Source organism: Glutamicibacter sp. BW78, assembly GCF_002332245.1.
Classification (GTDB): Bacteria; Actinomycetota; Actinomycetes; order Actinomycetales; family Micrococcaceae; genus Arthrobacter_H; species Arthrobacter_H rhombi_A.
This window is the reverse complement of sequence record NZ_NRGU01000038.1, coordinates 433,004-456,790: the sequence shown is the minus strand read 5'-3', so window position 1 is coordinate 456,790 and position 23,787 is coordinate 433,004. Positions and strand designations below refer to the sequence as shown.

The 23,787-nt window shown below is 64.6% G+C and carries 25 protein-coding genes and 1 riboswitch; of the genes, 12 read left to right on the top strand and 13 right to left on the bottom strand.

The window, feature by feature from the left end; all coding sequences use genetic code 11:
* Window positions 1–67: 67 nt before the first annotated feature.
* Entirely contained in the window at window positions 68–1,531 is a 1,464-nt protein-coding gene (locus CIK75_RS12435) for an RNB domain-containing ribonuclease (protein ID WP_241895428.1), read from the top strand.
* 29 nt (window positions 1,532–1,560) lie between these two features.
* Here CIK75_RS12435 and CIK75_RS12430 read toward each other — a convergent pair whose 3' ends face one another.
* From CIK75_RS12430 to thiO, 3 genes are all read right to left on the bottom strand, one after another.
* The gene (locus CIK75_RS12430) at window positions 1,561–2,358 is read right to left on the bottom strand and encodes a thiazole synthase (protein ID WP_096224389.1); all 798 of its coding nucleotides are present in this window, start codon (window positions 2,356–2,358) and stop codon (window positions 1,561–1,563) included.
* Window positions 2,351–2,599: a sulfur carrier protein ThiS gene (gene thiS, locus CIK75_RS12425; RefSeq protein ID WP_096224388.1), complete on the bottom strand. Its 249-nt coding sequence runs from the start codon at window positions 2,597–2,599 to the stop codon at window positions 2,351–2,353. The genes CIK75_RS12430 and thiS overlap by 8 nt, the downstream gene beginning before the upstream one ends.
* Window positions 2,596–3,783, bottom strand: coding sequence for a glycine oxidase ThiO (thiO, locus tag CIK75_RS12420; RefSeq protein ID WP_096224387.1), 1,188 nt, complete (start codon window positions 3,781–3,783; stop codon window positions 2,596–2,598). The genes thiS and thiO overlap by 4 nt, the downstream gene beginning before the upstream one ends.
* A riboswitch (TPP riboswitch) is annotated at window positions 3,778–3,901 on the bottom strand. (Overlaps the previous gene by 6 nt.)
* A gap of 272 nt (window positions 3,902–4,173) precedes the next feature.
* Here thiO and CIK75_RS12415 point away from each other — a divergent pair.
* Together CIK75_RS12415 and CIK75_RS12410 are read left to right on the top strand one after the other, a co-directional pair.
* Window positions 4,174–5,832: a DEAD/DEAH box helicase gene (locus tag CIK75_RS12415; protein ID WP_241895427.1), complete on the top strand. Its 1,659-nt coding sequence runs from the start codon at window positions 4,174–4,176 to the stop codon at window positions 5,830–5,832.
* 17 nt (window positions 5,833–5,849) lie between these two features.
* Window positions 5,850–6,767, top strand: coding sequence for a site-specific DNA-methyltransferase (locus CIK75_RS12410; protein WP_096224386.1), 918 nt, complete (start codon window positions 5,850–5,852; stop codon window positions 6,765–6,767).
* A 173-nt stretch (window positions 6,768–6,940) separates the two neighbouring features.
* On the opposite strand, the gene CIK75_RS16560 is transcribed toward CIK75_RS12410, so the two are convergent.
* The 3 genes from CIK75_RS16560 to CIK75_RS12400 all read right to left on the bottom strand — a co-directional run bounded on the left by CIK75_RS16560 (window position 6,941) and on the right by CIK75_RS12400 (window position 10,013).
* Window positions 6,941–7,063 carry a putative transporter small subunit gene (locus CIK75_RS16560; RefSeq protein WP_241895426.1) on the bottom strand — a complete coding sequence of 41 codons (123 nt, stop codon included), beginning with the start codon at window positions 7,061–7,063 and terminating at the stop codon, window positions 6,941–6,943.
* A 28-nt stretch (window positions 7,064–7,091) separates the two neighbouring features.
* On the bottom strand, window positions 7,092–8,780 hold the full coding sequence (locus CIK75_RS12405; protein WP_096224385.1) for a sodium:solute symporter family protein: 1,689 nt from the start codon (window positions 8,778–8,780) through the stop codon (window positions 7,092–7,094).
* 375 nt (window positions 8,781–9,155) lie between these two features.
* Window positions 9,156–10,013 carry a PHP domain-containing protein gene (locus CIK75_RS12400; protein WP_096224384.1) on the bottom strand — a complete coding sequence of 286 codons (858 nt, stop codon included), beginning with the start codon at window positions 10,011–10,013 and terminating at the stop codon, window positions 9,156–9,158.
* A 58-nt stretch (window positions 10,014–10,071) separates the two neighbouring features.
* On the opposite strand from CIK75_RS12400, the gene CIK75_RS12395 reads away from it, so the two are divergent.
* Window positions 10,072–11,634, top strand: coding sequence for an aminopeptidase P family protein (locus CIK75_RS12395; protein ID WP_086999624.1), 1,563 nt, complete (start codon window positions 10,072–10,074; stop codon window positions 11,632–11,634).
* Window positions 11,635–11,755: 121 nt separating this feature from the next.
* Here CIK75_RS12395 and CIK75_RS12390 read toward each other — a convergent pair whose 3' ends face one another.
* The gene (locus tag CIK75_RS12390) at window positions 11,756–12,622 is read right to left on the bottom strand and encodes a general stress protein (RefSeq protein WP_086999622.1); all 867 of its coding nucleotides are present in this window, start codon (window positions 12,620–12,622) and stop codon (window positions 11,756–11,758) included.
* Window positions 12,623–12,739: 117 nt separating this feature from the next.
* On the opposite strand from CIK75_RS12390, the gene CIK75_RS12385 reads away from it, so the two are divergent.
* The 3 genes from CIK75_RS12385 to CIK75_RS12375 are packed head-to-tail and all read left to right on the top strand — an operon-like array spanning window position 12,740 to window position 15,807.
* The gene (locus tag CIK75_RS12385; protein ID WP_086999620.1) at window positions 12,740–14,032 is read left to right on the top strand and encodes a CBS domain-containing protein; all 1,293 of its coding nucleotides are present in this window, start codon (window positions 12,740–12,742) and stop codon (window positions 14,030–14,032) included.
* A complete protein-coding gene (locus CIK75_RS12380) occupies window positions 14,025–14,669 on the top strand; it encodes a DUF1003 domain-containing protein (RefSeq protein WP_086999618.1) in 645 nt (214 codons plus the stop codon). The genes CIK75_RS12385 and CIK75_RS12380 overlap by 8 nt, the downstream gene beginning before the upstream one ends.
* 1 nt (window position 14,670) lies before the next feature.
* Window positions 14,671–15,807: an Mrp/NBP35 family ATP-binding protein gene (locus CIK75_RS12375; protein WP_241895425.1), complete on the top strand. Its 1,137-nt coding sequence runs from the start codon at window positions 14,671–14,673 to the stop codon at window positions 15,805–15,807.
* A 63-nt stretch (window positions 15,808–15,870) separates the two neighbouring features.
* On the opposite strand, the gene CIK75_RS12370 is transcribed toward CIK75_RS12375, so the two are convergent.
* The 3 genes from CIK75_RS12370 to sigE form a co-directional block, all read right to left on the bottom strand.
* On the bottom strand, window positions 15,871–16,266 hold the full coding sequence (locus tag CIK75_RS12370) for a sec-independent translocase (protein ID WP_086999617.1): 396 nt from the start codon (window positions 16,264–16,266) through the stop codon (window positions 15,871–15,873).
* A 91-nt stretch (window positions 16,267–16,357) separates the two neighbouring features.
* Window positions 16,358–17,305, bottom strand: coding sequence for an anti-sigma factor (locus CIK75_RS12365; RefSeq protein WP_086999615.1), 948 nt, complete (start codon window positions 17,303–17,305; stop codon window positions 16,358–16,360).
* A gap of 2 nt (window positions 17,306–17,307) precedes the next feature.
* Complete coding sequence (sigE, locus tag CIK75_RS12360) at window positions 17,308–17,910, bottom strand: RNA polymerase sigma factor SigE (protein ID WP_241895444.1); 603 nt, start codon at window positions 17,908–17,910, stop codon at window positions 17,308–17,310.
* A 166-nt stretch (window positions 17,911–18,076) separates the two neighbouring features.
* Here sigE and CIK75_RS12355 point away from each other — a divergent pair, with 166 nt between their 5' ends.
* Window positions 18,077–18,712 carry an O-methyltransferase gene (locus CIK75_RS12355; protein WP_086999613.1) on the top strand — a complete coding sequence of 212 codons (636 nt, stop codon included), beginning with the start codon at window positions 18,077–18,079 and terminating at the stop codon, window positions 18,710–18,712.
* A 118-nt stretch (window positions 18,713–18,830) separates the two neighbouring features.
* On the opposite strand, the gene CIK75_RS12350 is transcribed toward CIK75_RS12355, so the two are convergent.
* The 3 genes from CIK75_RS12350 to CIK75_RS12340 form a co-directional block, all read right to left on the bottom strand.
* Entirely contained in the window at window positions 18,831–18,998 is a 168-nt protein-coding gene (locus tag CIK75_RS12350) for a DUF3117 domain-containing protein (protein WP_086999611.1), read from the bottom strand.
* Between the two features lie 105 nt (window positions 18,999–19,103).
* A complete protein-coding gene (locus tag CIK75_RS12345; RefSeq protein WP_086999609.1) occupies window positions 19,104–19,448 on the bottom strand; it encodes a hypothetical protein in 345 nt (114 codons plus the stop codon).
* 2 nt (window positions 19,449–19,450) lie between these two features.
* On the bottom strand, window positions 19,451–20,236 hold the full coding sequence (locus CIK75_RS12340) for a TIGR00730 family Rossman fold protein (RefSeq protein ID WP_086999607.1): 786 nt from the start codon (window positions 20,234–20,236) through the stop codon (window positions 19,451–19,453).
* Window positions 20,237–20,358: 122 nt separating this feature from the next.
* Between CIK75_RS12340 and CIK75_RS12335 the strand changes: the two genes are divergently transcribed.
* The 4 genes from CIK75_RS12335 to CIK75_RS12320 all read left to right on the top strand — a co-directional run bounded on the left by CIK75_RS12335 (window position 20,359) and on the right by CIK75_RS12320 (window position 23,745).
* Window positions 20,359–21,138 carry an amino acid ABC transporter ATP-binding protein gene (locus tag CIK75_RS12335; protein ID WP_086999605.1) on the top strand — a complete coding sequence of 260 codons (780 nt, stop codon included), beginning with the start codon at window positions 20,359–20,361 and terminating at the stop codon, window positions 21,136–21,138.
* A 72-nt stretch (window positions 21,139–21,210) separates the two neighbouring features.
* Complete coding sequence (locus tag CIK75_RS12330) at window positions 21,211–22,038, top strand: glutamate ABC transporter substrate-binding protein (protein ID WP_086999603.1); 828 nt, start codon at window positions 21,211–21,213, stop codon at window positions 22,036–22,038.
* Between the two features lie 127 nt (window positions 22,039–22,165).
* Window positions 22,166–22,843 (top strand): ABC transporter permease subunit, encoded by a 678-nt coding sequence (locus CIK75_RS12325; protein ID WP_086999601.1) that lies wholly within the window; start codon window positions 22,166–22,168, stop codon window positions 22,841–22,843.
* A complete protein-coding gene (locus tag CIK75_RS12320; protein WP_086999600.1) occupies window positions 22,840–23,745 on the top strand; it encodes an amino acid ABC transporter permease in 906 nt (301 codons plus the stop codon). The genes CIK75_RS12325 and CIK75_RS12320 overlap by 4 nt, the downstream gene beginning before the upstream one ends.
* Window positions 23,746–23,787 lie beyond the last annotated feature (42 nt).

The window sequence follows — 23,787 nt, the reverse complement described above, 5'->3', positions numbered from 1 at the left end:
CCTCCGGCCCCGCTCCCTCCCCGGGTCGGGCGCACGTTTCCCCCACTGATGTGGTTAGGCTGAACCTGTGGTGCGCAAACTCATTGACCTGAAAACCGGTGCCCGCCAGACACGGCTTGCGGCGGCACTGGAGTCGTTGGTGTCCGCGATGGAGCTGCCCGGGCAGTATCCGCCCGAAGCACTGGCCGAGGCCCAAGCAGCGATCGATACCTTGGTTTTGCCCGAACACGACCTTACCGACATCGAATTTGTCACCATCGACCCGGCTGCTTCCACCGATTTGGACCAAGCAGTCCATCTCGCCCGCGAGGGGGACGGCTATGTGGTCAGCTATGCCATCGCCGATGTGCCGGCCTTCATCACAGAAGGCGGCGCCCTGGACACCGAGACCAGGCGCCGCGGGCAGACCCTATATTTGCCAGGCCACCGGGTGCCTCTGCATCCGGAGATCATCAGCGAGGATGCCGGCTCGCTGTTGCCGGGCCAACGCCGCGGCGCCTACGTCTGGACCTTCCGTCTTGACGCCGACGCGCTGGTGATCGGCACCGACCTCACCCGCGCCACCGTGTGTAGCCGACAGAAGCTCAACTACGCCGGCGTCCAAGCCGACATCGACGACGGCAGCGCCTCCGAATCACTGGCCCTGCTGAAGGAGGTCGGGCTCAAACGGATCGAAGCCGAACGTGAACGCGGTGGCGCGAGCCTGCGCATTCCCGAGCAGGAAGTCGAGGTGGACGACGACGGGGTCCCCTTCCTCGCGACCCGGGCCGCCCTGCCCGTGGAGGACTGGAATGCACAGATCTCCTTGCTCACCGGGATGGAAGCGGCACGGATCATGCTCGAGGGCGGGATCGGAATTCTGCGGACCATGCCCGCCCCCGATGAGCACGGTTCCAGGGCCTTCCGGCGGGAGGCTGCCTCGCTGGGTACCCCCTGGCAGCAGGGGGTCCCCTACGGCGAGTTCCTGCGCTCCCTCGACGTCACCGAACCACGTCAGTTGGCCATCATGCATGCGGCCACCTCTTTATTCCGCGGTGCCGGCTACACGGCCTTCGATGGCGAACTGCCCGCTGAACGCAGCCAGGCGGCCATCGCGGCCCCCTATGCGCACACCACGGCGCCGTTGCGCCGGCTGGTGGATCGTTTCAGTCTCATCGTCTGCGAGCATCTGGTCCGGGGCGTCGAGGTTCCCGCAGGGATCCGTCGGGCGCTCCCGCTGTTGCCGGAGCTGATGCAGTCCTCCAACCAGGTGGCGGGAACTGCCGAGCGGGCAGCCATCGATACCGTCGAGGCTGCCCTGCTCTCGGACCGGATCGGGGAGACCTTCGAAGCGATCACGCTTAATGGCACGTCCCCCGAACAAGCCGCCAAGGCCCACGAGAACGGTGACGCCCCTGGAGGGCGTCTGCAGGTCCTCGACCCGGCGGTCAATGCCCGGTTCCTGGGCCGGGCCGAAGCCGGCGAGCGCGTTCAGGCCGAACTCGTCCAGGCCGATATCGAAAAGCACACGGTGTTGTTCACGATTCCCTGATCCCGCCATCGGCTCCCGTGAGGGGCCGCTCAGCCCAGGAGGAACTCAGCGCGCCCGTGCATGCTTGATGAGGCGTGGGCCATGGGTCGGCGGGGGATTCGTCCACCCCGGTGGGCCAGTCGACCGGCACGTACCGCATGCCTGAACGCCTCGGCCATCAACGCCGGCTCTTGCGCCCGGGTGACGGCGGTGGCCAACAGGACGGCGTCGCAACCCAGCTCCATGGCCAGGGCCGCGTCAGAGGCGGTACCGATGCCGGCGTCAAGCACGACGGGGACCGTCAACCGTGAGGCAATGTATTCGATGTTATGCGGGTTCAGGATCCCCTGCCCGGTGCCAATGGGCGCGCCCAGCGGCATCACGGCCGTGCACCCCAGGTCCTCGAGCCGCTGGGCTGCCACCGGGTCGTCGTTGGTGTAGGCGAAGACCTTGAAACCGTCGGCGACCAGTTCCTCGGTAGCGCTGAGCAGTTCGGGAATATCGGGCAGCAATGATTCGTCGTCGGCGATGACCTCGAGTTTGACCCAGTCGGTATCCACCGCTTCGCGGCTCATTTTGGCGGTCAGGATTGCTTCACGTGCCGTATGGCATCCCGCAGTATTGGGCAGTAAGCGGATCCCCAGGCGGCTCAGCAACGCGAAAATGGATTCGCGGCCCGGGACCACCGCATGGCGGCGCATCGACACCGTGGTGAGTTCGGTTCCTGCGGCAATCAGTGCCGCTTCAAGGACGTCCTGGCCGGGGGCGCCGCCGGTGCCGGTGATCAATCGTGAGCTGAACCGGGTTCCGTCCACGACCAGGTCATCGGTGTGGGCTACTTCAGCCACCTTGCACCGCCGAGAGCAGCTCGATGCGATCGCCTGGCTGCAACGGGGTTCCGGCCCACGCCGAGCGAGGGACGACCTCGTCGTTGACCGCTGCCGCTAGACCAGGACTCGTCCCCTCGGCGGTGCGGCCATCGGTGCCCAGCGCCAGACCGGTCTCGCGCCGGATCAGCTCCAGCACGCTGAGTTCGGCATGGGGCTCGGCCTGTCCGTTGAGGATCAGTGGGGCCTTGGTGTCGTTCATGAGAATCTCCAGGGGTCGAAGGATGCCAGATGGGTCGGGTCAAGGATGGTCGGGGGCGAACGTGGCGCGGTGGCCTCGGGCGCCGGGGCGAGTAGCGTGCGGACTGCCGCCGCAGCCGCCACACTGAGCAGGACACCATGGCGGTGGAATCCCGTGGCGGCGATCAATCCGGGGCCAATGCGTCCGAGCAACGGCAAGTGATCGGGAGTCGAGGGACGGGCGCGGGCCGTCAGTTCCACCAATTCGTAGTGGGCCAGGGCAGGCATGACACGCAGCGCATCACGCAGCAACCGGTGCACCCCCTCCACGCTGACTCCGGCCTGGTCATCTTCGCGTTCGGTGGCGCCCACGATGACTTCACCGTCGCGACGCGGCAGGATGTAGACCCGCTGTCCGGAGACCAGCGCACGCACCGTGGAACCCGCCGGACGGGGGGCCGTGGCGGTGGGCCGCAACCTGAGGACGTCGCCGAATACCGGGCGCACGGGAAGCCGCAGGATCGCTGGCAATCCGGTCAGGCCCTCCCCCGGCGCCCCGTGCTCGCCGATCCTTCCTGTTCCGGTGGCCACGATGACTTCATCGGCTTCGATTTCGGCCAGTTCTCCGTCGGCGCTGACGGTCTGCACCGTGGGCCCGCGCTCCCCCTGGACGACGGCGGTCGCCCGCTGGCGGTAAAAGGCCACCCCGGGTTCGGACTCGAGGGCGGCCACCAGGGCTTCGGCGGTGCGACGCGGGTCGGTCCTGGCGTCCGCGGGGGCGTGGAAGGCGCCGGCCAACCGGGGGGCCAGCAGGGGCTCGATTTCGCGGGCCGCAGCAGTTCCCAGCTCCCCGATTCCCAGTCCGACGGCGCGTTGGGCTTCGGCCAGCACCGAAAGGTCGGCACGGTCGGCCGCATCGGCGGCGACCACCAGCGTGCCGCAGGCCTCGAAGCCGGTGGACCGTCCGCTGGCGGTTTCCACTGCTTGGGCCCACTGTGGCCAGGCTGCGGCAGCAGGAACCGAGAGGTGGAGCAATTCGCGTTCCTGATAATGAAATTCGGTGACGGCGGCGAGCATTCCGGCCGCGGCGTGGGTGGCCCCCGTTGCGGGGGCCGGGTCGATCACGGTGACCTGGTATCCGCTGCGGGCCAGTTCCCAGCCAATCGACAAGCCGATGATCCCGGCACCGATGACGGCACAATGCATGCTTCGCTACCTTCCCTCCGCCGGCATGATCCGGATCAGGTCTCTCGGTCGGCGCTCGGAGCCGTTCTACGGCGGCAGCACCCTCTCAGCCCGTCTGCGGGCTCCCGTGGTTCGGCTCCAGCGTAACTCACACCACGCGCGGCCAGGTCCCGGGGCGGTGTTTATGTCGCGGCACGTTAGACTGAGGGGGTAGACAAGGATGCCCGGTCGTACCAGACGCATTTACTTGGCAGGAATTCCCAGCGAACCTGCACCTTTTGCGCGTTCATTCGCGCTGGTTAGCCCGCGATCGGCTCCGCTGGACGCGCCGCTGCTGCGGTGGACTCCGCTCTCCGTTTTCAGAGGACGTCGAGCACACCGAGCCCCGGCGCCTAAACGAATGAGATTTCATTGAAAACTGAGCAACAACTGACCGATGACACCGGAACCATCGAGCTTCCGGTCGACGGTCTCCTCGCCTCCGAGGATGCCCCGCACGAACTGCCCGAACAGACCTTCGCCGATTTCGGTGTCCGGGAGGACATCGTTGAGTCCCTGGCCGATGCCGGCATCATCCACCCCTTCCCGATTCAGGCGATGACCTTGCCGGTCGCCCTGGCCGGCCACGACATCATCGGACAGGCTAAAACCGGTACCGGCAAAACTTTCGGTTTCGGTATTCCTGCCCTGCAACGCGTCATCGGCCGGGATGATCCCGACTATGACAAGCTGCCCAGCCCCGGCGCCCCGCAGGCTCTCATCGTGGCCCCGACCCGTGAACTGGCCAACCAGGTCTCCGCCGACATCCAGAAGGCAGCGACCAAGCGCAACGCACGCATCGCCACGATCTACGGCGGCCGGGCCTACGAGCCGCAGATCGAACAGCTGACGGCCGGCGTCGAACTGGTGGTCGGCACCCCGGGGCGTCTGATCGACCTGCATAAGCAGAAGCACCTGAACCTCAAGAACATCCGCATCGTGGTCCTGGATGAAGCCGACGAGATGCTCGATCTGGGTTTCCTGCCCGACGTCGAGACCCTGCTCGCCGCGATTCCTGCCGTGCACCAGACCATGCTGTTCTCGGCCACCATGCCCGGCGCCGTCGTGTCGATGGCCCGGCGCTACATGTCCCGCCCCACGCATATCCGTGCCGCGGACCCCGAGGACGACGGCATCACCAAGAAGGACATCCGCCAGGTCGTCTACCGCGCCCACCAGCTGGATAAGGACGAAGTGGTCGCCCGCGTCCTGCAGGCCGAAGGTCGCGGACGCACCATCATCTTCACCAAGACCAAGCGCTCGGCAGCCAAACTGTCCGAGGAACTGATCGACCGCGGATTCGCCGCCGGTGCGATCCACGGGGATCTCGGTCAGGGCGCCCGTGAGCAGGCACTGCGGGCCTTCCGCAACCACAAGGTCGACGTGTTGGTCGCCACCGAGGTGGCCGCCCGCGGCATCGATGTGGAGGACGTCACCCACGTGATCAACCTGCAGTGCCCCGAGGACGAGAAGACCTACCTTCACCGGATCGGTCGCACCGGTCGTGCCGGGAAAAAGGGTACGGCGATCACGTTCGTTGACTGGTCCGATGTCCCCCGCTGGGGCCTGATCAACAAGGCGCTGGGACTGGATCAGGCAGAACCGGTGGAAACCTATTCCTCCTCACCCCATCTCTACACCGATCTGGATATCCCGGCCGGGACCAAGGGTCGGCTGCCGCGCAACCAGCGCAAGCTCCAGGGCCTGTCGGGCGAGAAGCTCGAGGATCTCGGCGAAACCGGCAAGCGTCCGGCCGAACGTGAGAAGGGCCGTGGATCAGGGTCCCGTTCGGGGCGCGATGCAGGTCGCGGACGCGGCCGCGACTCGGAATCAGGCGGAGATGGTGCCGGCCGTCGTGGTCGCGGGCACGGCCGATCCGACCGCCCCAACCGCGAGGCAACCGGCGAGGCGAACCGCCAGCCCGCCGAGACCGGTCCCACCAGCGACGAGGCAGCTCGTCCGGCACGTCGTCGCCGCTCGCGGACGCGCCGGCACCACGGCGAGGTCGTCAACCGCAACGAGTCCGAGTAGCACCTGTGGGTGCAACCATGCCGGCATCCGGTGGGGAGCCCGGCCACACCGCCGGGGTCCCCACCCGTGTGGGGTCCGCGAACAGCTGGTCCCCCGATGGGCCCGACCTCGTCGTCCAGGCCGATAACGCCGATTTCCTGCCCACCTTGCCCGATGGTTCGTTCACTCTCGTCTACATCGACCCGCCGTTCAACACCGGTCGCCAGCAATCGCGGCAGGCGACGACGATGGTCCGCAATACCGACGGTTCGGGTGACCGGGTAGGTTTCAAGGGCGCCAGCTACTCGACCATCCGTGGAACCCTGCACAGCTACGATGATGCCTTCGATGACTACTGGGCTTTCCTGGAGCCGCGCCTCCTGGAGGCGTGGAGGCTGCTAGCTGACGACGGCACGTTATACCTCCACCTGGATTTCCGGGAGGTCCACTACGCCAAAGTGATGCTGGACGCGATCTTCGGCCGGAAGTGCTTCCTCAACGAGATCATCTGGTCCTATGACTACGGTGCCCGGTCCAAGAGCCGGTGGCCGGCTAAGCACGACAACATCCTGGTGTATGTCAAGAACCCGTCCACCTACCACTTCGATTCCGTCGAAGTCGACCGGGAACCCTATATGGCCCCCGGGCTGGTCACCGCCGAGAAGGCGGCCCGTGGCAAGCTACCCACCGATGTCTGGTGGCATACCATCGTCTCGCCCACCGGCAAGGAGAAGACCGGCTATCCCACGCAGAAACCGCTAGGGATCCTGCGCCGAATCATCGCCGCCAGCAGCCGTCCGGGAGACTGGGTGTTGGACTTCTTCGCCGGTTCAGGCACTACCGGCGCTGCCGCAACCCAGTTGGATCGGCGGTTCGTCTGCGTGGACGCGAATCCAGCAGCCATCGAGACCATGCGTGAGCGCCTTCCGGAGCATACTGTCTTCCAGCACAGGTGACCGTGCAGTCGGCACGGCAGCCGGTGGGCAGGGAACAACGTCGTCGTTCTCTTCCCACCGGCACTCCTCTTGAACGACAAGACGGCCGTTGCCCCCCCTACCGAACCGGTGGTGCAACGGCCGCCTGCTCCGTCACCTGGCAGGGTGCCGGAGCGGTCGGTCCACGCGGACGATTAGACCATCGTGCGCTCGTCCCGACGCGCCTGGCGCCATTCACGCAGGAAGGCCCGGGTGATGACGAAAAGTGTTCCGGCAACGATCACCGGCCAGATGAGCACATATGCGGTCAAGATCATCGGTTCCATATTGTCTCCTCCTACAGGATCAGGAATGCGTTTCTGCGGTGTCGGGCTGGGCTGCTGTCGCGCGATCCGAGGGGTCGAAATCGCCCACCTTGTCCTTGATGGTCTCGAAGTCGAATTCCATCGAGGACCGGGCTGACATCACATAGCACAGCACCGTGGAGACCGCGTAGGCGACGAGGGAGCCGCTGAGGACCGCGTAGTCATGCAGGTGCCCGAAGGCGAAGGGCGCAACGGCCAGGGTCGCGATGACGCCACCGATCCGTGCCACCCGGCCACCGAAGAAGCCGAAGAGCATCAGCCCGAGCACCACACCGACCCCGACGATCGACAAGACGTCGACCGTGTAACCCCAGAGCCCGTCGACGGGGATCCAGGAGAAACGTACGGGGATGAAGATCGCCAGGGCGACGATCACCGACGTCACGAAGGCCATATTGGTGACCTTCTTCCAGTAGAAGCTGGAAATCACCGGGAAGACCAGGCAACCCCACAGGGCCCCGACGAAGACCAGGAGGTCCAGGATGTTCAGCGCCCCACTAGCGAAGTAGAGCCCGGCACCGGTGGCGACGACCATGGAGATACGACCGACCAGGAGCATGGTCTTCGGGTTGACTTCACCCTTTTTGGCCACGTTCTGCCCGTAGATATCGGCCATCATGATCGAGGACAGGGCGCTGAGATCGGAGTCGGCCGTGGAGGACAACGCCCCGATGATCATCACCAGGAACAGGCACAACAACACCGGCCCGAGGTAGGTGGCTGCCATTTCGGGGATCAGGTTGTTCAGGTCCCCGCCGGTGGGCGTGATGCCCAGGTACAGGGCCATGACGCCGAGCATGCCGACGCCGATGATGGTGGCCCCATAGCCAACGGTAGCGGTGACGAACGTCTTTTTGATCAGATCCTCACGGACGGCGAAGAGCCGCTGCGCAATGGTCTGGTTGCCGATGGCGTAGGCCAGCACCGCCGCGATGTACGGCGCGCCCTGGTTCATGAAGGCCTCTGAGGAGAAGAAGTTCGCCTGCTGGGGGGTCACGTTCGAGACCCCCTCGACGAACATGTTCGTCCCGCCCGCGGCGAAGAACACCACCGGGATGATGACCACAACGGCGCCGAGCATGGCCAGCACCTGCGCGAAGTCGGTCAACACGGAGGCACGGAAACCCGACCACAGCGAGTACAGCAGGGTGCCGGCCGCGACGGTGAGGATCCCCTGCTGGAAGCTGAAGGGCGACAGCAGGCCGATCAGTGCGCCGCCGGCGATGAAGTTACTAGTCAGGCTAATCAGGCTGCCCACCACGTTGGAGCCGGCGAGCATGAGCTGGCTGCCCCGGCCGTGCCGGGCGTGCATGACTTCGGCCAGGGTGTGCGCCCGGGGGGCCACGGAGCGGATGCGTTTGCCGAAGGGGTAGATGAACAGGATCATCAAGGCGCCCCAGAGCCCGTAGTGGATGGGGCCGGAGATGCCGTAGGTGTAGCCGGAGGTTGCCGAGGCGTACATCGACGAGGCCCAGATCCACGTTGCGGTCATGCTCGCCGCGGAGATGCCGAAGCCGATGTTGTTGCCCGCGGTCATGTAGCCGTCCGCGTTTTCCTTCTTCTTGCCAATCCCGAGGGTCATCAGGAATGTCCCACCGTAAAAAAACACCAACAGGCCGATGACTAACCATCCGCTCAACTGCTGGAGCTCTACACCGTTCGGTGCCATGCTGCTCCTCTTCTCGCGGGTCGGCCAACCGGATGCCTCCCCTTGTCGCAGCGCGCCGGCCCGGGAATTCGGGCGCTATTGCCAGGCCACCGTGAGGCGGGCATTGTCCGGTGCGGACGCATTCAAGGCGCGCATTCCACCCGGACTCAACCGGACCTGCAGGGCCGCTGTTGACGCGGCGCGTGCGGCTACCCGGCTTTCGGGTCATGGCCACTCAAACGGTGGAGGTTCTTGTTCTACCTCCGGTGGAACCAGGGGTCGTTCAGGCAATCGGATGAATGCTCGACAAGTTGCCTCAAGCAACCCCCTACGTCGGTGACACTATCAGATGACGGAGGTTCTTCCCGGCAGGCGGAAATCTAAGGTACTGGCAGGTTATATTTTGGGTACTCCCACAGCAGCAGTTCCGGTCCCTGCCTCGAGGATGCGGCGAAGCATCTCCACGCTCGTGGAATTCTCGCCGAGCCGGTTGGGTTTTCCTGTGCCGTGGTAGTCACTGGAGCCGGTCACGATCAGATCATGCCGGCCGGCTAATGACTGCAGGAACCTGCGGCCGCTGGCCGAATTATCTCGATGGTCGATTTCCAGCCCGAGCAGGCCGGCCTCGATCATGTCATCGAAGACCTCCGGCTCAACCACCCGGCCACGCAGCTCCGCCATGGGGTGGGCGAAGACCGGCACTCCTCCGGCGGCCCGCACCAGTTCCACGGCGCTCACGGGGTCCACCGCATAATGGCCCACGTAATAGCGTGACTGCGATGTCAGGACCGTGGCGAAGGCTTCACTGCGACTGGACACCACTCCGGCAGCCACCAGCGCATCGGCAATATGCGGCCTGCCCAACGTCGCTCCGGGAGCTGACTGTTCGCCCACCAAATCCCAGGTGATCGGGTAATCCTCGGAGATCAGTTCAACCATCTTCCGCGCCCGGTGGACCCGCGCGTCGCGGGCCTTGTCGATTTCCGCGAGCAGGGCCTGCTGTGTGGGGTCATGCAGGTAGGACAACAGGTGCACGCTCACCCCGCGAGCCGTCTTGCAGGAGATCTCCATTCCCGGAACCAGCCCCACACCGGTTTCGAGGGCTGCGGTGGCGGCTTCGGCCCATCCGGAGGTCTGGTCATGGTCGGTCAGCGCCACGACGTCCAGGCCGGCGGCGGCCGCAGCGGCCATCAACTGTGACGGGGATTCGGTCCCGTCCGAGACGTTCGAGTGCGCATGCAGGTCGATCAGCATTCCCCCAGCCTACCGGCGCCTTGGTGTATCGCCCCGGCTTTGAGAACATGGGACGGTGATGACTCAAGCGAACAACACCCCCGGCAGCGATCAACCCCTCGAGGAACGCGTGAACAACCGTTCACAGCGCCCGTCCTCGCAGGCCTTCAAGGACTTCATGGGTTCCCAATGGGCCCCTTCCACCGAAGCCACCTCTCCCGGCCCCGACGCCGTTGCACCCTACGCTGCAGCCCGCCGCCGCGCCCTTTCAGCTAAATTCCCCGGCGAACGCCTCGTCATCCCGGCCGGACCGTTGAAGGTCCGTTCCAACGACACCGACTACCGTTTCCGCCCGCACTCCGGCTTCGCCCACCTCACCGGTCTGGGCGTCGACCACGAACCCGATGCCGTCCTGCTTTTGGAACCCACCGAGGAGGGTGCCGGGGACGACGGCGGAAACCACCTGGCGACCCTCTATTTCCGTCCCATGGCCGGTCGGGATAGCGAGGAATTCTACTCGGATGCCCGCTCCGGTGAATTCTGGATCGGCACCCGTCCGACCCTGGATGTCTTGAAGGCCCGACTGGAGATTCCCACCGCCCATATTGATGTCGAGCTGGAGGAAGCCATCACCGCAGGTGCTGGCGCCACGGAAATCGGTGGCATGCGGATCCGCCTGCTGCGCGATGTGGATCTGAACTGCGACGCCCTGGTGGACACCTCCCGGATCAACACCGGGGTCGATCTGGAAGCTTCGGACCGCCTCGACGGGGAACTTTCCGAAGCCCTCTCCGAACTGCGTCTGGTCAAGGACGACTGGGAAATCGAGCAGATGCGCTCCGCCGTGGAAGCCACCGTCAACGGGTTCCACGATGTCGTCGGCGAACTTCCGCGCGCCATCGAGCATAAGCGTGGCGAGCGGGTCGTCGAGGGCGCCTTCTTCGCCCGGGCCCGGGAGGAAGGCAACGACCTGGGCTACGACACCATTGCCGCCTCCGGCAACAACGCCACGGTCCTGCACTGGATCCGCAACTCCGGACAGGTCAATACCGGGGATCTGCTGCTGCTCGACGCCGGGGTCGAGGCCGATTCGCTCTACACCGCGGATATCACCCGGACCCTGCCGGTCAACGGCAAGTACTCAGACGTGCAGCGCCGCATCTATCAGGCAGTCCTTGACGCCGCCGACGCCGCCTTCGAGGTGGCCCGCCCCGGCCGCAAATTCCGTGAGCTGCATGAGGCCGCCCTGAAGGTCCTGGCAGAAAACCTGGACGCCTGGGGTCTGCTGCCGGTGTCGCTGGAGGAGGCCCTGTCCCCCGAAGGCCAGCACCACCGCCGGTGGATGCCGCACGGCACCAGCCACCACCTCGGCTTGGATGTGCACGACTGTGCCCAGGCCAAACGTGACCTGTACCTGGATGCGGTATTGGAGCCCGGCATGGTCTTCACCATCGAGCCCGGCCTGTACTTCAAGTCCGAGGACCTGGCCGTGCCGGCCGAATACCGGGGCATCGGTGTGCGTCTCGAGGACGACGTCCTGGTGACCGCCGATGGTTGCGAGAACCTCAGTGCCGCCTTGCCGCGCACCGCCGAGGAGATCGAATCCTGGATGGCCGGCATCTACGCGGCGAACACCAAGTAGTCGCCCCAGCCGAAAAGAAAAGGCTGGTTCCTCCCCTCGGGGAGGAACCAGCCTTCTTTGATGTGTGGCTGCCTCTCGGCCGGCGCGGACCGATGCACTGGCCAGAGCCGCGGGCGGTCGCCTACGGCAGGGGGTCCGTCCCGCCGGTCCGCTCTTCGCCCTCCCCAGGGCGGGTGCCTTCGGCAGGCTGCTGGTCGGCCTGCGCGGTCGACTCTGCCTCCGGAGTCGGTTCGTGCTCCGGGGTGACCCGGACACCGTATTGCGGGCGCCCGTCCGGGAGATCTGAGTATGACGCCGACGATGGGCGCGTCGGCGCGTCGGCGCCGGGCGCCTTCCCGGTCTCCGGCGTCCCGTGTCCCTCGTCGTGACGGGGTTCCCCGGCCGTGGGCTCTGGTGCCGCCCCCGCTGAGGTGGAGGGTGCTTCATGTCCGGGGCTCCCGGCAGCACCATGCTGGCGTGGGGGTGCCCACGCGGGAGTGACCTGTTGGGCCTCGACCCGGCTCATCGGAAGTTTCGCGGCCAGTTGGCGGGCCGCCGCGGCATGCTCGAACGCGACGACGACGTCGTAGCTGGTGGCCATCACCTGGCTGGAGGAGGAGAAATCGCGCTTGCCCTTGCGGAACGAATAGCTGACCACTCCGACGATCATCCAGATGGCCATTCCTAGTCCAACCGAGGACAGGATCTGGGTCAGTCCGCCTTCGGGGCCAAAAATACTCAGAATCAGGCCCACGAAGATCCCGAACATGGCACCTTGTGCAGCCCCTGCCAGGGCCACCTTCGGGTAGCTCAGTTTCGCGGTGACCCGTTCGACGGTCATCAAGTCGTTGCCGATAATGCTCACCCCGGCAACGGGGAAGTCGTGGTCGGCCAGGTAATCGACGACCTTCTGGGCATCCAGATAGGAATCGTAACGGCCCAGAATCTCCCCGCGGGGAGGTCCCAGTTGGGCGGAGGCGTTCCGGTTGGCGCCGGTTTGTGGACTCATGGTTCCATTCTGCCCCCTCCACGGTCGTTGGTGGGGTGTTATCGCTCCCGGTGAACCGGTGCGTCGCCTCCTGGCCGCTCCCTGACGTACGGGTGGTCCAGCCGGTAACCTAGCAGGGTGAGCAGCTCATCAAATAAGGTATTCATTGCCCGCTTGCTCGGCCTCGATGTCTTCGACCCGCTGGGTGACCGTCTGGGCCGGCTGCGTGATGTCGTGGTGCTCGATCGCGGTCCCCGCAAACAGGTCTTGAGCGTCGGTCTCGTCGTGGAAGTTCCGGGCAAGAAGCGTGTGTTCGTGCCGATGACGCGTGTGCAGGCCATGGAGTCCCAACAGATCATCTGTTCGGGACTGGTCAACCTGCGCCGCTTCCAGCAACGCGGCGCCGAAACGCTGGTGGTCGCCGAACTTTTCGACCGGGTGGTCTCCTTCACCGACGGCTCGGGTACCGCCGTGGTGGAGGATATCGGGCTGCAGCAGCTGCGCAATGGCGATTGGGGCCTGTCCGACTACTATGTTCGCCGCGGTTCGGATCCGGCCAGCGGGTTCCGTGCCCTGCGCCGACTCTCCCGCGGTCACCGCCTGCTGGTGTCCTGGAACGAGATCCTGCACGGCAACCGGGACGACCCCCAGGCTGCTACCCAGTTCGTCGCGGCCCATGAGGAACTCAAACCGGCGGACTTCGCCGAGGCCCTGCATGAGATGAGCACGAAGCGCCGACTTGAAGTGGCCGTCGAACTACAGGACGACCGGTTGGCCGATGTCCTCCAGGAACTTCCCGATGAGGAGCAGGTGCAGATCCTTTCCTCCCTCGATATGGAACGGGCCGCCGTCGTGCTGGAGGAAATGGACCCCGATGATGCCGCCGACCTCCTCCATGAGTTGGAGGAGGTCCAGCAAGAGGCGTTGCTGCAGCTGATGGAACCCGAAGAGGCCGACGATGTGCGCCGCCTGCTGGAATACGAGGAGAACACCGCTGGGTCGATGATGACCCCGGTGCCGATCGTGTTGCCCCCCGAAGCCACCGTCGCCGAAGCCCTGGCCAATGTCCGGCGGGAAGAGATCAGCCAGGCGCTCGCCTCGAGCGTGTATGTCTGCCGCCCGCCCCTGGAAACCCCGACGGGCAAATACTTGGGTATGGTCCATATCCAGGCGCTCTTGCGCTATCCACCGCCGGAGCCGGTGGGAAACATCCTGGACAACGATCTGGAACCGGTCCTGGATACCACCGATGTCAGCGAAGTCTCCCGGATGTTGGCCGCCTACAACCTGACCTCGATGCCGGTGGTCAACAGGGAAGGCCGGCTGGTCGGGGCGGTCACCGTCGACGACGTGCTGGACCATATCCTGCCCGAGGACTGGCGCACCCATGATGAGAAGATCCAGCCGAAGGGAGTCAGCAGCCATGGCTGAACAACTCAAGAACAGTTCGGGACTGGACACTCCTCTCGGCGCCCGGGCCAGGCTCTGGCCCCGGGTCTCCCCGAACCCCGATGCTTTCGGCAAGGCCACCGAGGGTTTTGCCCGCTTCATGGGCACCCCGGCGTTCCTGGTCTACATGTCGATCTTCTGCATCGTCTGGTTGGCCTGGAACACGTGGGGCCCGGATTCCTTGCGCTTCGACTCCGCGGCCCTGGGCTTCACCGCGCTGACGCTGATGCTCTCCCTCCAGGCTTCCTATGCTGCCCCGCTGCTGCTGTTGGCCCAGAACCGTCAGGACGACCGGGATAAGGTCTCGCTGACGGAGGACCGCAACCGGGCCGAACGCAACCTCTACGACACCGAGTACCTCACCCGTGAGCTGGCAGCGCTGCGGATCGCCTTGCGGGATGTGGCCACCCGCGACTACGTGCGCAGCGAATTGCGTTCCGCGCTTGAAGAGCTTGTGGAATCCAACGAGGGTGAAGACATCCGCCTTCGGGGCAAGGCCCCCAAGCGCAAGGAAAAGGTCTCCGAGGCAACCACCACGTTGCCGCGCGTGCGGGGACCGCGTCCCGAGCGCACGTCCACCGACGAGGTCGAGAGCGACAGAGAAGGGAACATCGAGTAGTTTGACCCAACCCAGCACCACAGGTCCACAAGAGGCAGCAGTCCTCGAGGCTCTTGCCGGGGTCCAGGACCCCGAACTTCGTCGTCCGATCACCGAGCTTGGCATGGTCGACTCCGTACGGGTCGACGAGGCAGGCGCCGCCCACGTGCGCGTCCTGTTGACCATCTCCGGCTGCCCCCTGCGCCAGACGATCATGGAAGACACGGCGGAGGCGGTCCGATCGGTGCCGGGGATCACCGAAGCACAGGTCGAATTGGGGGTCATGTCCCCCGAGCAGCGCGGCGCCTTGAAGAGCGGTTTGAAACGTCACACCATCCCGTTTAGTGAACCCGGGTCCTTGACCCGGGTCATCGCGGTGGCCAGCGGCAAGGGCGGGGTCGGCAAATCGAGTCTGACCGTGAACCTCGCCTGCTCGATGGCGGCCGCCGGGCTACGGGTGGGGATCATCGATGCCGATGTCCATGGTTTTTCGGTGCCGGGGCTCATGGGTATTACCCAGCCGCCGACCCGGATGGACGAGATGATCCTGCCACCGGTGGCGCACGGGGTGAAGGTCATCTCCATCGGCATGTTCATCGAGGGCAATCAGCCGGTCATCTGGCGTGGCCCCATGCTCCACCGAGCCCTGGAACAGTTCCTCACCGACGTGCACTTCGGCGATCTGGACGTGTTGCTCCTGGACCTGCCTCCGGGCACCGGAGACGTAGCGATTTCGGTCGGCCAACTGCTGCCCGGTTCTTCGATCCTGGTGACCACCACGCCCCAGGCTTCGGCGGCTTCGATCGCCGAACGGGCCGGCGCCCTGGCCAGCCAAACCGGTCAGCAGGTCATCGGCGTCGTGGAAAACATGTCATGGTTCGAACTGCCCGATGGAACCCGGGCTTACCCTTTCGGCTCCGGCGGCGGCAAACTGTTGGCCGAACGGCTCGCCGGATCGCTGGAAACGGAAGTTCCCTTGCTGGGCGAGGTACCGCTGGATCAGAGTCTGCGCGAGTCCGCCGATGCGGGGACACCCATCGTCGTGGCCGATCCGGATTCCGCTGCGGCCCGCGAGATGACGGCCATTGCCCGGAAGCTGGCGCATCGCCCCCGGGGGCTTTCGGGTTTGAAACTGGATGTCACTCCGCGCGAGGGGTAAGTGGCACAACGGATGCGGGCGGCTGCTATGCCCCCGGCCGTCGCGGCGGCAGCTGCCGTGAGCTCAGGTCGCCTCGAGGTCGAAGGGGGCCGGTTCGTTGGTTGGGAGGTCTTCTCCGCCGGTCCGTTCGGGACCGGAAGCTGCCAGAGCCTTGTGGGGCCGGGCAGCGGGTAGGGGTTCGCGGGCGGCAGCCACGACGTCATCTGCGTCGTCGAGCAAGGCATCCTTGATGATCTTGCGGGGATCGTACTGCCGGGGATCGAGTTTGCGCCAGTCAATATCGGCGATCTCATCACCGACTTCTTCCCGGAGCTGCTCTTTGGCGCCGGTGGCCATCTTGCGCACTTCCTTGACCAGGCGCGCCAGCTGTTGCGCATAAACCGGGAGTTTGTCGGGGCCCAGCACGAAGACCGCCAACACCACGAGAATGAGGAACTCGCCACCGTTAATTCCGAACACGTCTAGAGATTACCCGGTCGAAGCCGCTGTCCCGAACTCCACGGCCCCGTCTGCTGGTGTTGCGGCGCAACGTTGACGTTCACGAACGACATCAGTAATCGGTATCCAGGACCAGAAGCCGCGACATTCCGCGACCTAACCGGGTCAGCATTCTCTCGGTCCCCTCGGCATGCGGGGCCAGGCGGGCATGTTCGGTGGCTACGATCCGATGCTTCACCGCGTCGATGCTTGGCCCATCCATGGAGGATCGCAGCGCATAGGTGGCATTCTGCATATCCATTTCCATCCCGCCATCAACGGTGACCACCGAGACGGTTTCACCGTCGATGCTCTGCAGGTGGGATGTTGCCGAACCCGCGGCGTGGGTGCTGGTCCGCTTCGGCGCGGCGGCTGGCTGGAACAGCGATGATTTCAACAGTTCGGTATTTCGGTTCCGCGACTCGGTCAGGACCACTTCACCCTGAGTGCCGGAGAACTCGAGCGTCACATGATCGATCATCCCGGTCCGGCTGCCGCTGGCCTTCACCAGTTCCAGGCCCGCGGGTGCCATATTCGGACAATTCCAGCCCGCAGCCCGCAACGCACCGAGGTCTGACCGGCTCAATTCAGTTTCTGTCCCCGACCACGAGGCAGCTATCGGTCCGTGGCTGTCGGTCGCGTTCTGGACGGCCCCACCGAGCACCCAGGCGGCACACACCACAGCGGTCAGCATGGCGGCCACAGCAGTCGCCGCCAATGCCGGGGCGAGGGCGCGCAGCCGCGAGCCGTGTCCGTCGGCGTCGTGAGAGGCCTCGGCGAATCCCGTCGGGCCCCCCGCTGCCCACGGGCTCTCTCGCAACCGCCCCATCAGCGCTGCGTCGGGCATGGTTTCCTCGGCCGCTGTATTGAGCGACTGCAGCCGACGTTTGAGTCGGCGGCGATCCTCCAGCTGCAGCCGGCAGTCGGCACAGAGCCCAACGTGTTGCTCCAACGCCGCCCGCTGGCGTTCGTTGAGCTCCCCGTCGAGATATCCGTCGATGCGTTTGGCGTGTCGGTGCATCGTCAGCTGGCCTCGGATACCGCGGGCCCCACCTTGGGTCGGTTCTGGGTTGCGGCAGGTGTGGGGGCACGGTGAGCCAGCTTGACGCGCAGTTGCGACCGGCCACGGTGGATTCGTGAACGGACAGTGCCCAGTTTGATGCCCAAGGTTTCGGCTACCTCTTCATAGGAGAGCCCCTCCAGATCGCACAGCACGACGGCGGCACGGAATTCGGGGGCCAGCTCATCGAGGGCCAGGTGAATGTCGACATCCAGGTTGTTGAACTCGAAGGTCCGCTCCGGGCCGGGGTCCCGACCCGGAAGCCGGGTTTCGGCGTCTTCGGCGAGGGCGTCGAAACGGATGCGGTTCCGGCGACGGGCCTGATCGAGGAAGAGGTTGGTGGTGATCCGGTGAAGCCATCCGTCGATCGTCCCGGGGGTGAAGTTGTGCAGCGAGCGGAAGACACGCACGAACGTCTCTTGGGTGAGATCCTCGGCATCGAACCGGTTGCCCGTCAGGCGGTAAGCCAGCCGGAAGACCTTAGCGGAGTGGTTCTGGACTATTTCGTCCCACGACGGCACTTCCAACTCCTGCTCGGCACGCGAGGCTAAGGCTCCGTCTTCTATGCTTCGTTTGACAATCACGGTGTCAATTCTTCCCGATGATCCTGTGAGCAGGCTGAACAAGCTCTGAGCATATGCCACCACAACATGGATCCGGTGGCGGCGCTAAGATGGTCCGGGGCCGTCCGGTCCCCGCCGCGCAACCACGAACCGAGGAACATCGCACCCCATGAGCTCCGACAAGCACAGTAGCTGGTCCTATACCGAAGCACTGCCCGTCGAGGACGACGTGATCACCCGTGCCCGGGAACGCGCCTACGAACTGGGGGTGGATCCCGTGGGTCCCGGCATCGCCTCTTTGTTGCAGGTCCTGGCTGCCAACTCGAAGGCCCGCACGGTCGTCGAGGTTGGAGCCGGTGCCGGCGTTTCGGGCCTCAGCCTGCTGCGTGGGCTCTCCCCGCAGGCGGTGTTCACCACGATCGACATCGACGTCGACCATCTCAATGCGGCACGCCAAGCTTATTTGGATGCAGGTATCCCGGCCAACCGGACCCGCACCATCGGAGGGCGGGCCCGCGATGTACTCCCCCGGCTGACCGATGGCGCCTACGATATGGTGTTCATCGATGCCGATAAGCAGAATCTTGTGGAGTACGCCGAGCATGGGGTCCGCCTATTGCGTACGGGCGGGATGCTGATCATCAACGACGCGCTCGACGGTGACCGTGTCCCGCAGCCGGCCGTGCGCGACCGCAGCACCGTCGCAGCGCGGAACGTTGGGCGGATGCTCCGCGATAACGAGCATCTGGTGGTCAGCACCGTCCCCACCGGTAGCGGACTGCTTTTGGCCGTGCGCACCAGCTAAACGGGAACCATGGAACCGGGCAGGGGCCCCGGGGCGACAAAAAGGTCCTAGGGCGGCAAAAAGGCAGGAACACGGCGCATGCCGTTCCTGCCTTTCTGGTGGAAGTATCGTGCGGGAACTACTCAGTGACACCGACGAGACAGGCCTTCAGTTCGGCAGCCTCCTCGGCATTGAGTTCCACTACCAGGCGTCCTCCGCCGTCAATCGGAACCCGCATGATGAGGCTACGACCCTCCTTGGTAACCTCCATGGGGCCATCCCCGGTACGCGGTTTCATCGCAGCCATTAATGCTGACTTCCTTCCTGCATGTCACGGTCCCACCGGGCCCGCGGATCGTCTCTGACGAGGACGGCAAACACCACCCCGTTCTTGTTCAACCTGCATTTCATATTATTCAGGAGATTGTCCCGTGGCGCTAATCACAGGTCCCTGCCGTGTCGCATCGAGTTCTTCCTGGAGTCGACCGATTTCCTCGGAGAGCACTCCGATCACCTCGTCGACCTGGTCGCACCGGTAACCGCGCAGCCCCACCCCCAACCGCATGCGGGCGATATCCTGCGGCCCGGGGCGATCGGGAAGCAGGACCGGTGGAAGGGATGGGACCGGTTCGGTCAGCCCCAGGATCCCGTCGGTCCGTGCCGGTTCCGACCCCGCCAATCCACGCCGGGTGCCCACCGTGAAGAAGATCGTCGCTCCGATGAGGAGGACACCGACGAACACCAGAAGATATTGCATCTCTAGGCCTTGCCTACCGGCGGGTGTCCGCCGCCAACGACCCGTCGAACCGCGTCTTCCACGTCGTCTGTCAGGTGGATGAGGTCCAGGTCGGAGGCCCCGATGGCCCCTTCCTCGGCGACGGTGTCGCGCAGCCAGTCGACCAGCGGGCCCCAGTAGGCGGTGCCGACCAGCACGATCGGGAAGCTGGTCACCTTTTGTGTCTGGACCAGGGTCAGTGCTTCGAAGAGTTCGTCCAGGGTCCCGAATCCACCGGGAAGCACGACGAACCCCTGCGAGTATTTGACGAACATGGTCTTGCGAACGAAGAAGTACCTGAAGTTCACCCCCAGATCGACCCATTCATTCATCCCGGTCTCGAACGGCAATTCGATCCCGAGGCCGACGGACACAGCCCCGGCTTCACAGGCCCCCTTATTGGCGGCCTCCATGGCCCCGGGGCCTCCCCCGGTGATCACGGCGTAACCCGCCTCTCCCAGCAGGCGTCCCGCGTCCACACCTTGCTGGTATCGCTCCGAGTCCCGCGGTGTGCGCGCCGAGCCGAAGACACTGATCGCCGGGCCGAGTTGGGCCAAGGTGCCGAAACCTTCGACGAACTCACTCTGGATGCGCAAAACGCGCCAGGGATCGGTATGGGTGAAGTCCTCCCCCGACGGCTTGGATTCAAGCAGCATCCGGTCGGATTGGTCGACGTTGGCCTGGTCTCGCCGCAAGACCACTGCCCCTTTTCGACGAGCGATTTCCCGCAGTGCATTGATCGTCTGACGTGGGTTTGAAGAGTCTGGCATGGGTCCAGCCTATCGTCGTCGATACGTGATGGCAGGCGAGTGCCGGTGAGTTTTGTAAAGATTCGGTCACCAAGGTGGCGACTACCCATGGTGTGCTGCGTTACATCGGCTACTGTCATGGCATGAGCAATTCATCCCGCACTGGCACCGAGGCCGCCTCCAGCTCCCCGGTCGTCAGGCTCGACCAGGTCAATAAGCACTATGGCGCCCTCCATGTCCTGCAGGACATCGATCTCGAAGTCGCGCGCGGCGAGGTCGTGGTCGTCCTGGGCCCCTCCGGTTCCGGCAAGTCAACGCTCTGCCGAACCATCAACCGACTCGAGACCATTGACGACGGCGCCATCTTCATCGACGGCAAGAAGCTTCCCGAAGAGGGAAGGACCCTGGCCCAGCTCCGCGCCGACGTCGGCATGGTCTTTCAGTCCTTCAACCTCTTCGCCCATAAATCCATTCTAGAAAACGTCACCCTGGGCCCGATCAAGGTCAGGGGCATGAAGAAATCCGAAGCCGTCACCCGGGCCATGGAACTTCTCGAACGCGTGGGGGTGGCCAACCAGAAGGACAAGCTACCGGCACAGCTCTCGGGCGGACAGCAGCAGCGTGTGGCGATTGCCCGGGCATTGGCCATGCGTCCGAAGGTCATGCTCTTTGATGAGCCGACGTCGGCGCTGGACCCGGAAATGATCCAGGAGGTGCTCGACACGATGGTCGGCCTTGCTAAAGAGGGCATGACCATGATCGTGGTGACCCACGAGATGGGCTTCGCCCGCAAGGCGGCCGATCGGGTGGTCTTCATGGCCGATGGACAGATCGTGGAACAAGCCACCCCCACGGAATTCTTTACCAACCCGCAAAGCGACCGGGCGAAGGATTTCCTCGGAAAGCTCATTACCAACAACTAGCCCGGCCCCGAGGGGGACCGGATCACTCGCGATCGGACATCACTGCCCCGGTCACAACACAAGGAGAAGCACATGCGCAAGACCCACTACGCGATGGCCGCCATGGCCGCCGCAGCGGCCCTGACCCTGACCGCATGCGGCGGCGGCTCGGGAGACGACGGCGGAGACGGCGACAAGGTCAAGATCGGCATCAAGTTCGACCAGCCGGGTCTGGGCTTCAAGGACGGCAACGATTACAAGGGCTTCGACGTCGATGTCGCCAAGTATGTCGCCAACGAGCTGGGCTACGACGAGAAGAACATCGAGTTCGTCTCGGCACCCTCGGCGAACCGCGAAACCATGCTGCAGAACAACCAGGTCGACATGATTGTCGCCACCTATTCCATCACCGATGAGCGGGAGAAGGTCGTCGACTTCGCGGGACCGTACTTCATCGCCGGCCAGGACCTGCTGGTGAAGAAGGACAGCGGGATCACCTCCCCCGAAGACCTCAACGGCAAGAACCTGTGCTCTGTCACCGGATCCACCTCGGCACGGAAGGTGAAAGACAAGTACGCCAAGAAGGTCAACCTTCAGGAACTTCCGGGTTACGCGGAATGCGTGACCCAGATGGAAGGCGGCACGATCGACGCGGTGACCACCGATGACATCATCCTCGCCGGCCTGGCCGCCCAGCCGGCGTACCAGGGCAAGTTCGAAATCGTGGGTAAGCCCTTCACCGAAGAGAAGTACGGTGTCGGCATCCCCAAGGGTTCGGATAAGTGCGAGGACATCAACAAGGCGATCTCCAAGATGATCGATTCCGGTGACTGGAAGAAGGCACTGGATGCGAACACGGAGGGCACCGGCTACGAGCCCAACGCCAAGCTGAACCCGCCGACGCCGGATCACTGCTCCTAGCAGCTCCCGGGGACACCCTTCCGGTTCCTACCGGAACATCCCCCCATACCGGGTGGGGCCCACGGCCCCACCCGGTAGCCCGCCCCACGGTGCCGCACCTCCGCGGCAACCCAGATAGAGGCAGACAGTGGATAATTACCTTTCAATTTTCACGGAGTACAACATCCCCGGCGCGCTGTGGGTCAACATTGAGTTGACCTTCTTCGCAGCGATCGGTTCCCTGATCCTGGGCACCCTTCTGGCCATGATGCGGATCTCCCCCGTGGCCAGCTTCGCGGCAATCGGCACCTCCTATGTCAACGTCATCCGTAATACCCCGCTGACGATCATCATCCTGTTCGGGGTTTTGGCGCTGAACGGGCAGCTGGGCCTTGACCTCGGTGGAGGGTTCCAGGAGAACTTCTTCCGCCTGGCGATCATGAGCCTGGCGATCTACCACGCAGCCTTCGTCTGCGAGGCGATCCGCTCGGGCGTGAACACCGTCCCGCAGGGGCAGGCCGAGGCGGCCAGAGCCATCGGGTTGGGCTTCATGCCCGCGGCCCGTATGGTCATCCTGCCGCAGGCCTTCCGCGGGGCAATTGTCCCCTTGGGCAACGTGTTGATTGCCCTGATCAAGAACTCCACCGTCGCCGCCGTCGGTTCGGTGTCCATTGAGGCCTCCGCGACCATGAACGCCATCCTCGACGTCCGGGCCGACATCGTCATCCCGGTCTTCCTGACCTTCGCAGCCGGCTTCGTGATCATCGTGATCCCTGTCGGCCTGCTAACCACCTGGCTCTCCAAGAAACTGGCGGTGTCCCAATGAGCGCATCCGTACTGTTCGACGCGCCGGGCCCCAAGTCTCGGCGCAACATTCTCATCATCAACATCATCGGTGCCCTCGCCATCCTGGCGCTTCTGTGGTGGATGATTTCAGGTCTGGCGTCCAAGGGGCAGATGGCCCCCGATAAATGGGATGATTTCCTCGAAGCCAATACCTGGATGGACTATCTGCTTCCCGGTCTGGCCAACACGCTGAAAGCAGCGGCCCTCGCGATCGTCGGTTCGGTGGTCTTCGGCCTACTCTTTGGCATCGGACGGATCTCGAAGAACCCGCTGATCAATGTGTTCTGCTCCATTATCGTGGAGTTCTTCCGCGCGGTTCCCGTGCTGCTGATGATCCTGTTCTTCAACATCTTCTTCTCACGTACCCTGCAGATGAATGACAGCGCCCTGTGGGCCGTGGTCGCGGCACTGGTGTTCTACAACGGTTCGGTGGTCGCCGAGCTGATCCGCTCCGGCGTCCACAACCTGCCCAAGGGGCAGCGTGAAGCCGGCACCGCGATTGGCCTCACGGCAGGACAGTGCCTGCGCATCGTGGAGATCCCCCAGGCGTTGGTGGCCATGCTCCCGGCGCTGATCGGCCAGTTCGTGGTCATCTTGAAGGACTCCGCCCTGGGCTACATCATCAGCTTCAACGAGCTGCTCTTCTACGGCAGGACCTATTCCTCGCCCAACGGCAACGTCCTCCAGGCCCTGATCGTGGTTGCTGCCGTCTTCATCGTCATCAACTTCACGCTTTCCAAGATCGCCACGATCGTTTCCCGCAGGCTCTCCAGCCGCGGCGAATCGAAGACCAAGCCCGGAGCCACGGCCCTGGTCGGCGGTCCGGCAGGGCTGGAGAACGTTGAGGCCGGTGGCGCTGCGGCGAAGCCAACCAAACCCTGACCTCATAGCCGTGGAAGCGGCGAAAGACGAACGGCCCCGGAC

What these genes read in the sequence shown, in the direction of transcription:
- thiS (WP_096224388.1), bottom strand. Translation starts at nt 2,599, where the DNA reads ATGAACGACACCAAGGCCCCACTGATCCTCAACGGACAGGCCGAGCCC.
- thiO (WP_096224387.1), bottom strand. Translation starts at nt 3,783, where the DNA reads ATGCATTGTGCCGTCATCGGTGCCGGGATCATCGGCTTGTCGATTGGC.
- CIK75_RS12410 (WP_096224386.1), top strand. Translation starts at nt 5,850, where the DNA reads ATGCCGGCATCCGGTGGGGAGCCCGGCCACACCGCCGGGGTCCCCACC.
- CIK75_RS16560 (WP_241895426.1), bottom strand. Translation starts at nt 7,063, where the DNA reads ATGATCTTGACCGCATATGTGCTCATCTGGCCGGTGATCGTTGCCGGA.
- CIK75_RS12405 (WP_096224385.1), bottom strand. Translation starts at nt 8,780, where the DNA reads ATGGCACCGAACGGTGTAGAGCTCCAGCAGTTGAGCGGATGGTTAGTC.
- CIK75_RS12400 (WP_096224384.1), bottom strand. Translation starts at nt 10,013, where the DNA reads ATGCTGATCGACCTGCATGCGCACTCGAACGTCTCGGACGGGACCGAA.
- CIK75_RS12395 (WP_086999624.1), top strand. Translation starts at nt 10,072, where the DNA reads ATGACTCAAGCGAACAACACCCCCGGCAGCGATCAACCCCTCGAGGAA.
- CIK75_RS12390 (WP_086999622.1), bottom strand. Translation starts at nt 12,622, where the DNA reads ATGAGTCCACAAACCGGCGCCAACCGGAACGCCTCCGCCCAACTGGGA.
- CIK75_RS12380 (WP_086999618.1), top strand. Translation starts at nt 14,025, where the DNA reads ATGGCTGAACAACTCAAGAACAGTTCGGGACTGGACACTCCTCTCGGC.
- CIK75_RS12365 (WP_086999615.1), bottom strand. Translation starts at nt 17,305, where the DNA reads ATGCACCGACACGCCAAACGCATCGACGGATATCTCGACGGGGAGCTC.
- CIK75_RS12355 (WP_086999613.1), top strand. Translation starts at nt 18,077, where the DNA reads ATGAGCTCCGACAAGCACAGTAGCTGGTCCTATACCGAAGCACTGCCC.
- CIK75_RS12350 (WP_086999611.1), bottom strand. Translation starts at nt 18,998, where the DNA reads ATGGCTGCGATGAAACCGCGTACCGGGGATGGCCCCATGGAGGTTACC.
- CIK75_RS12345 (WP_086999609.1), bottom strand. Translation starts at nt 19,448, where the DNA reads ATGCAATATCTTCTGGTGTTCGTCGGTGTCCTCCTCATCGGAGCGACG.
- CIK75_RS12340 (WP_086999607.1), bottom strand. Translation starts at nt 20,236, where the DNA reads ATGCCAGACTCTTCAAACCCACGTCAGACGATCAATGCACTGCGGGAA.
- CIK75_RS12335 (WP_086999605.1), top strand. Translation starts at nt 20,359, where the DNA reads ATGAGCAATTCATCCCGCACTGGCACCGAGGCCGCCTCCAGCTCCCCG.
- CIK75_RS12330 (WP_086999603.1), top strand. Translation starts at nt 21,211, where the DNA reads ATGCGCAAGACCCACTACGCGATGGCCGCCATGGCCGCCGCAGCGGCC.
- CIK75_RS12320 (WP_086999600.1), top strand. Translation starts at nt 22,840, where the DNA reads ATGAGCGCATCCGTACTGTTCGACGCGCCGGGCCCCAAGTCTCGGCGC.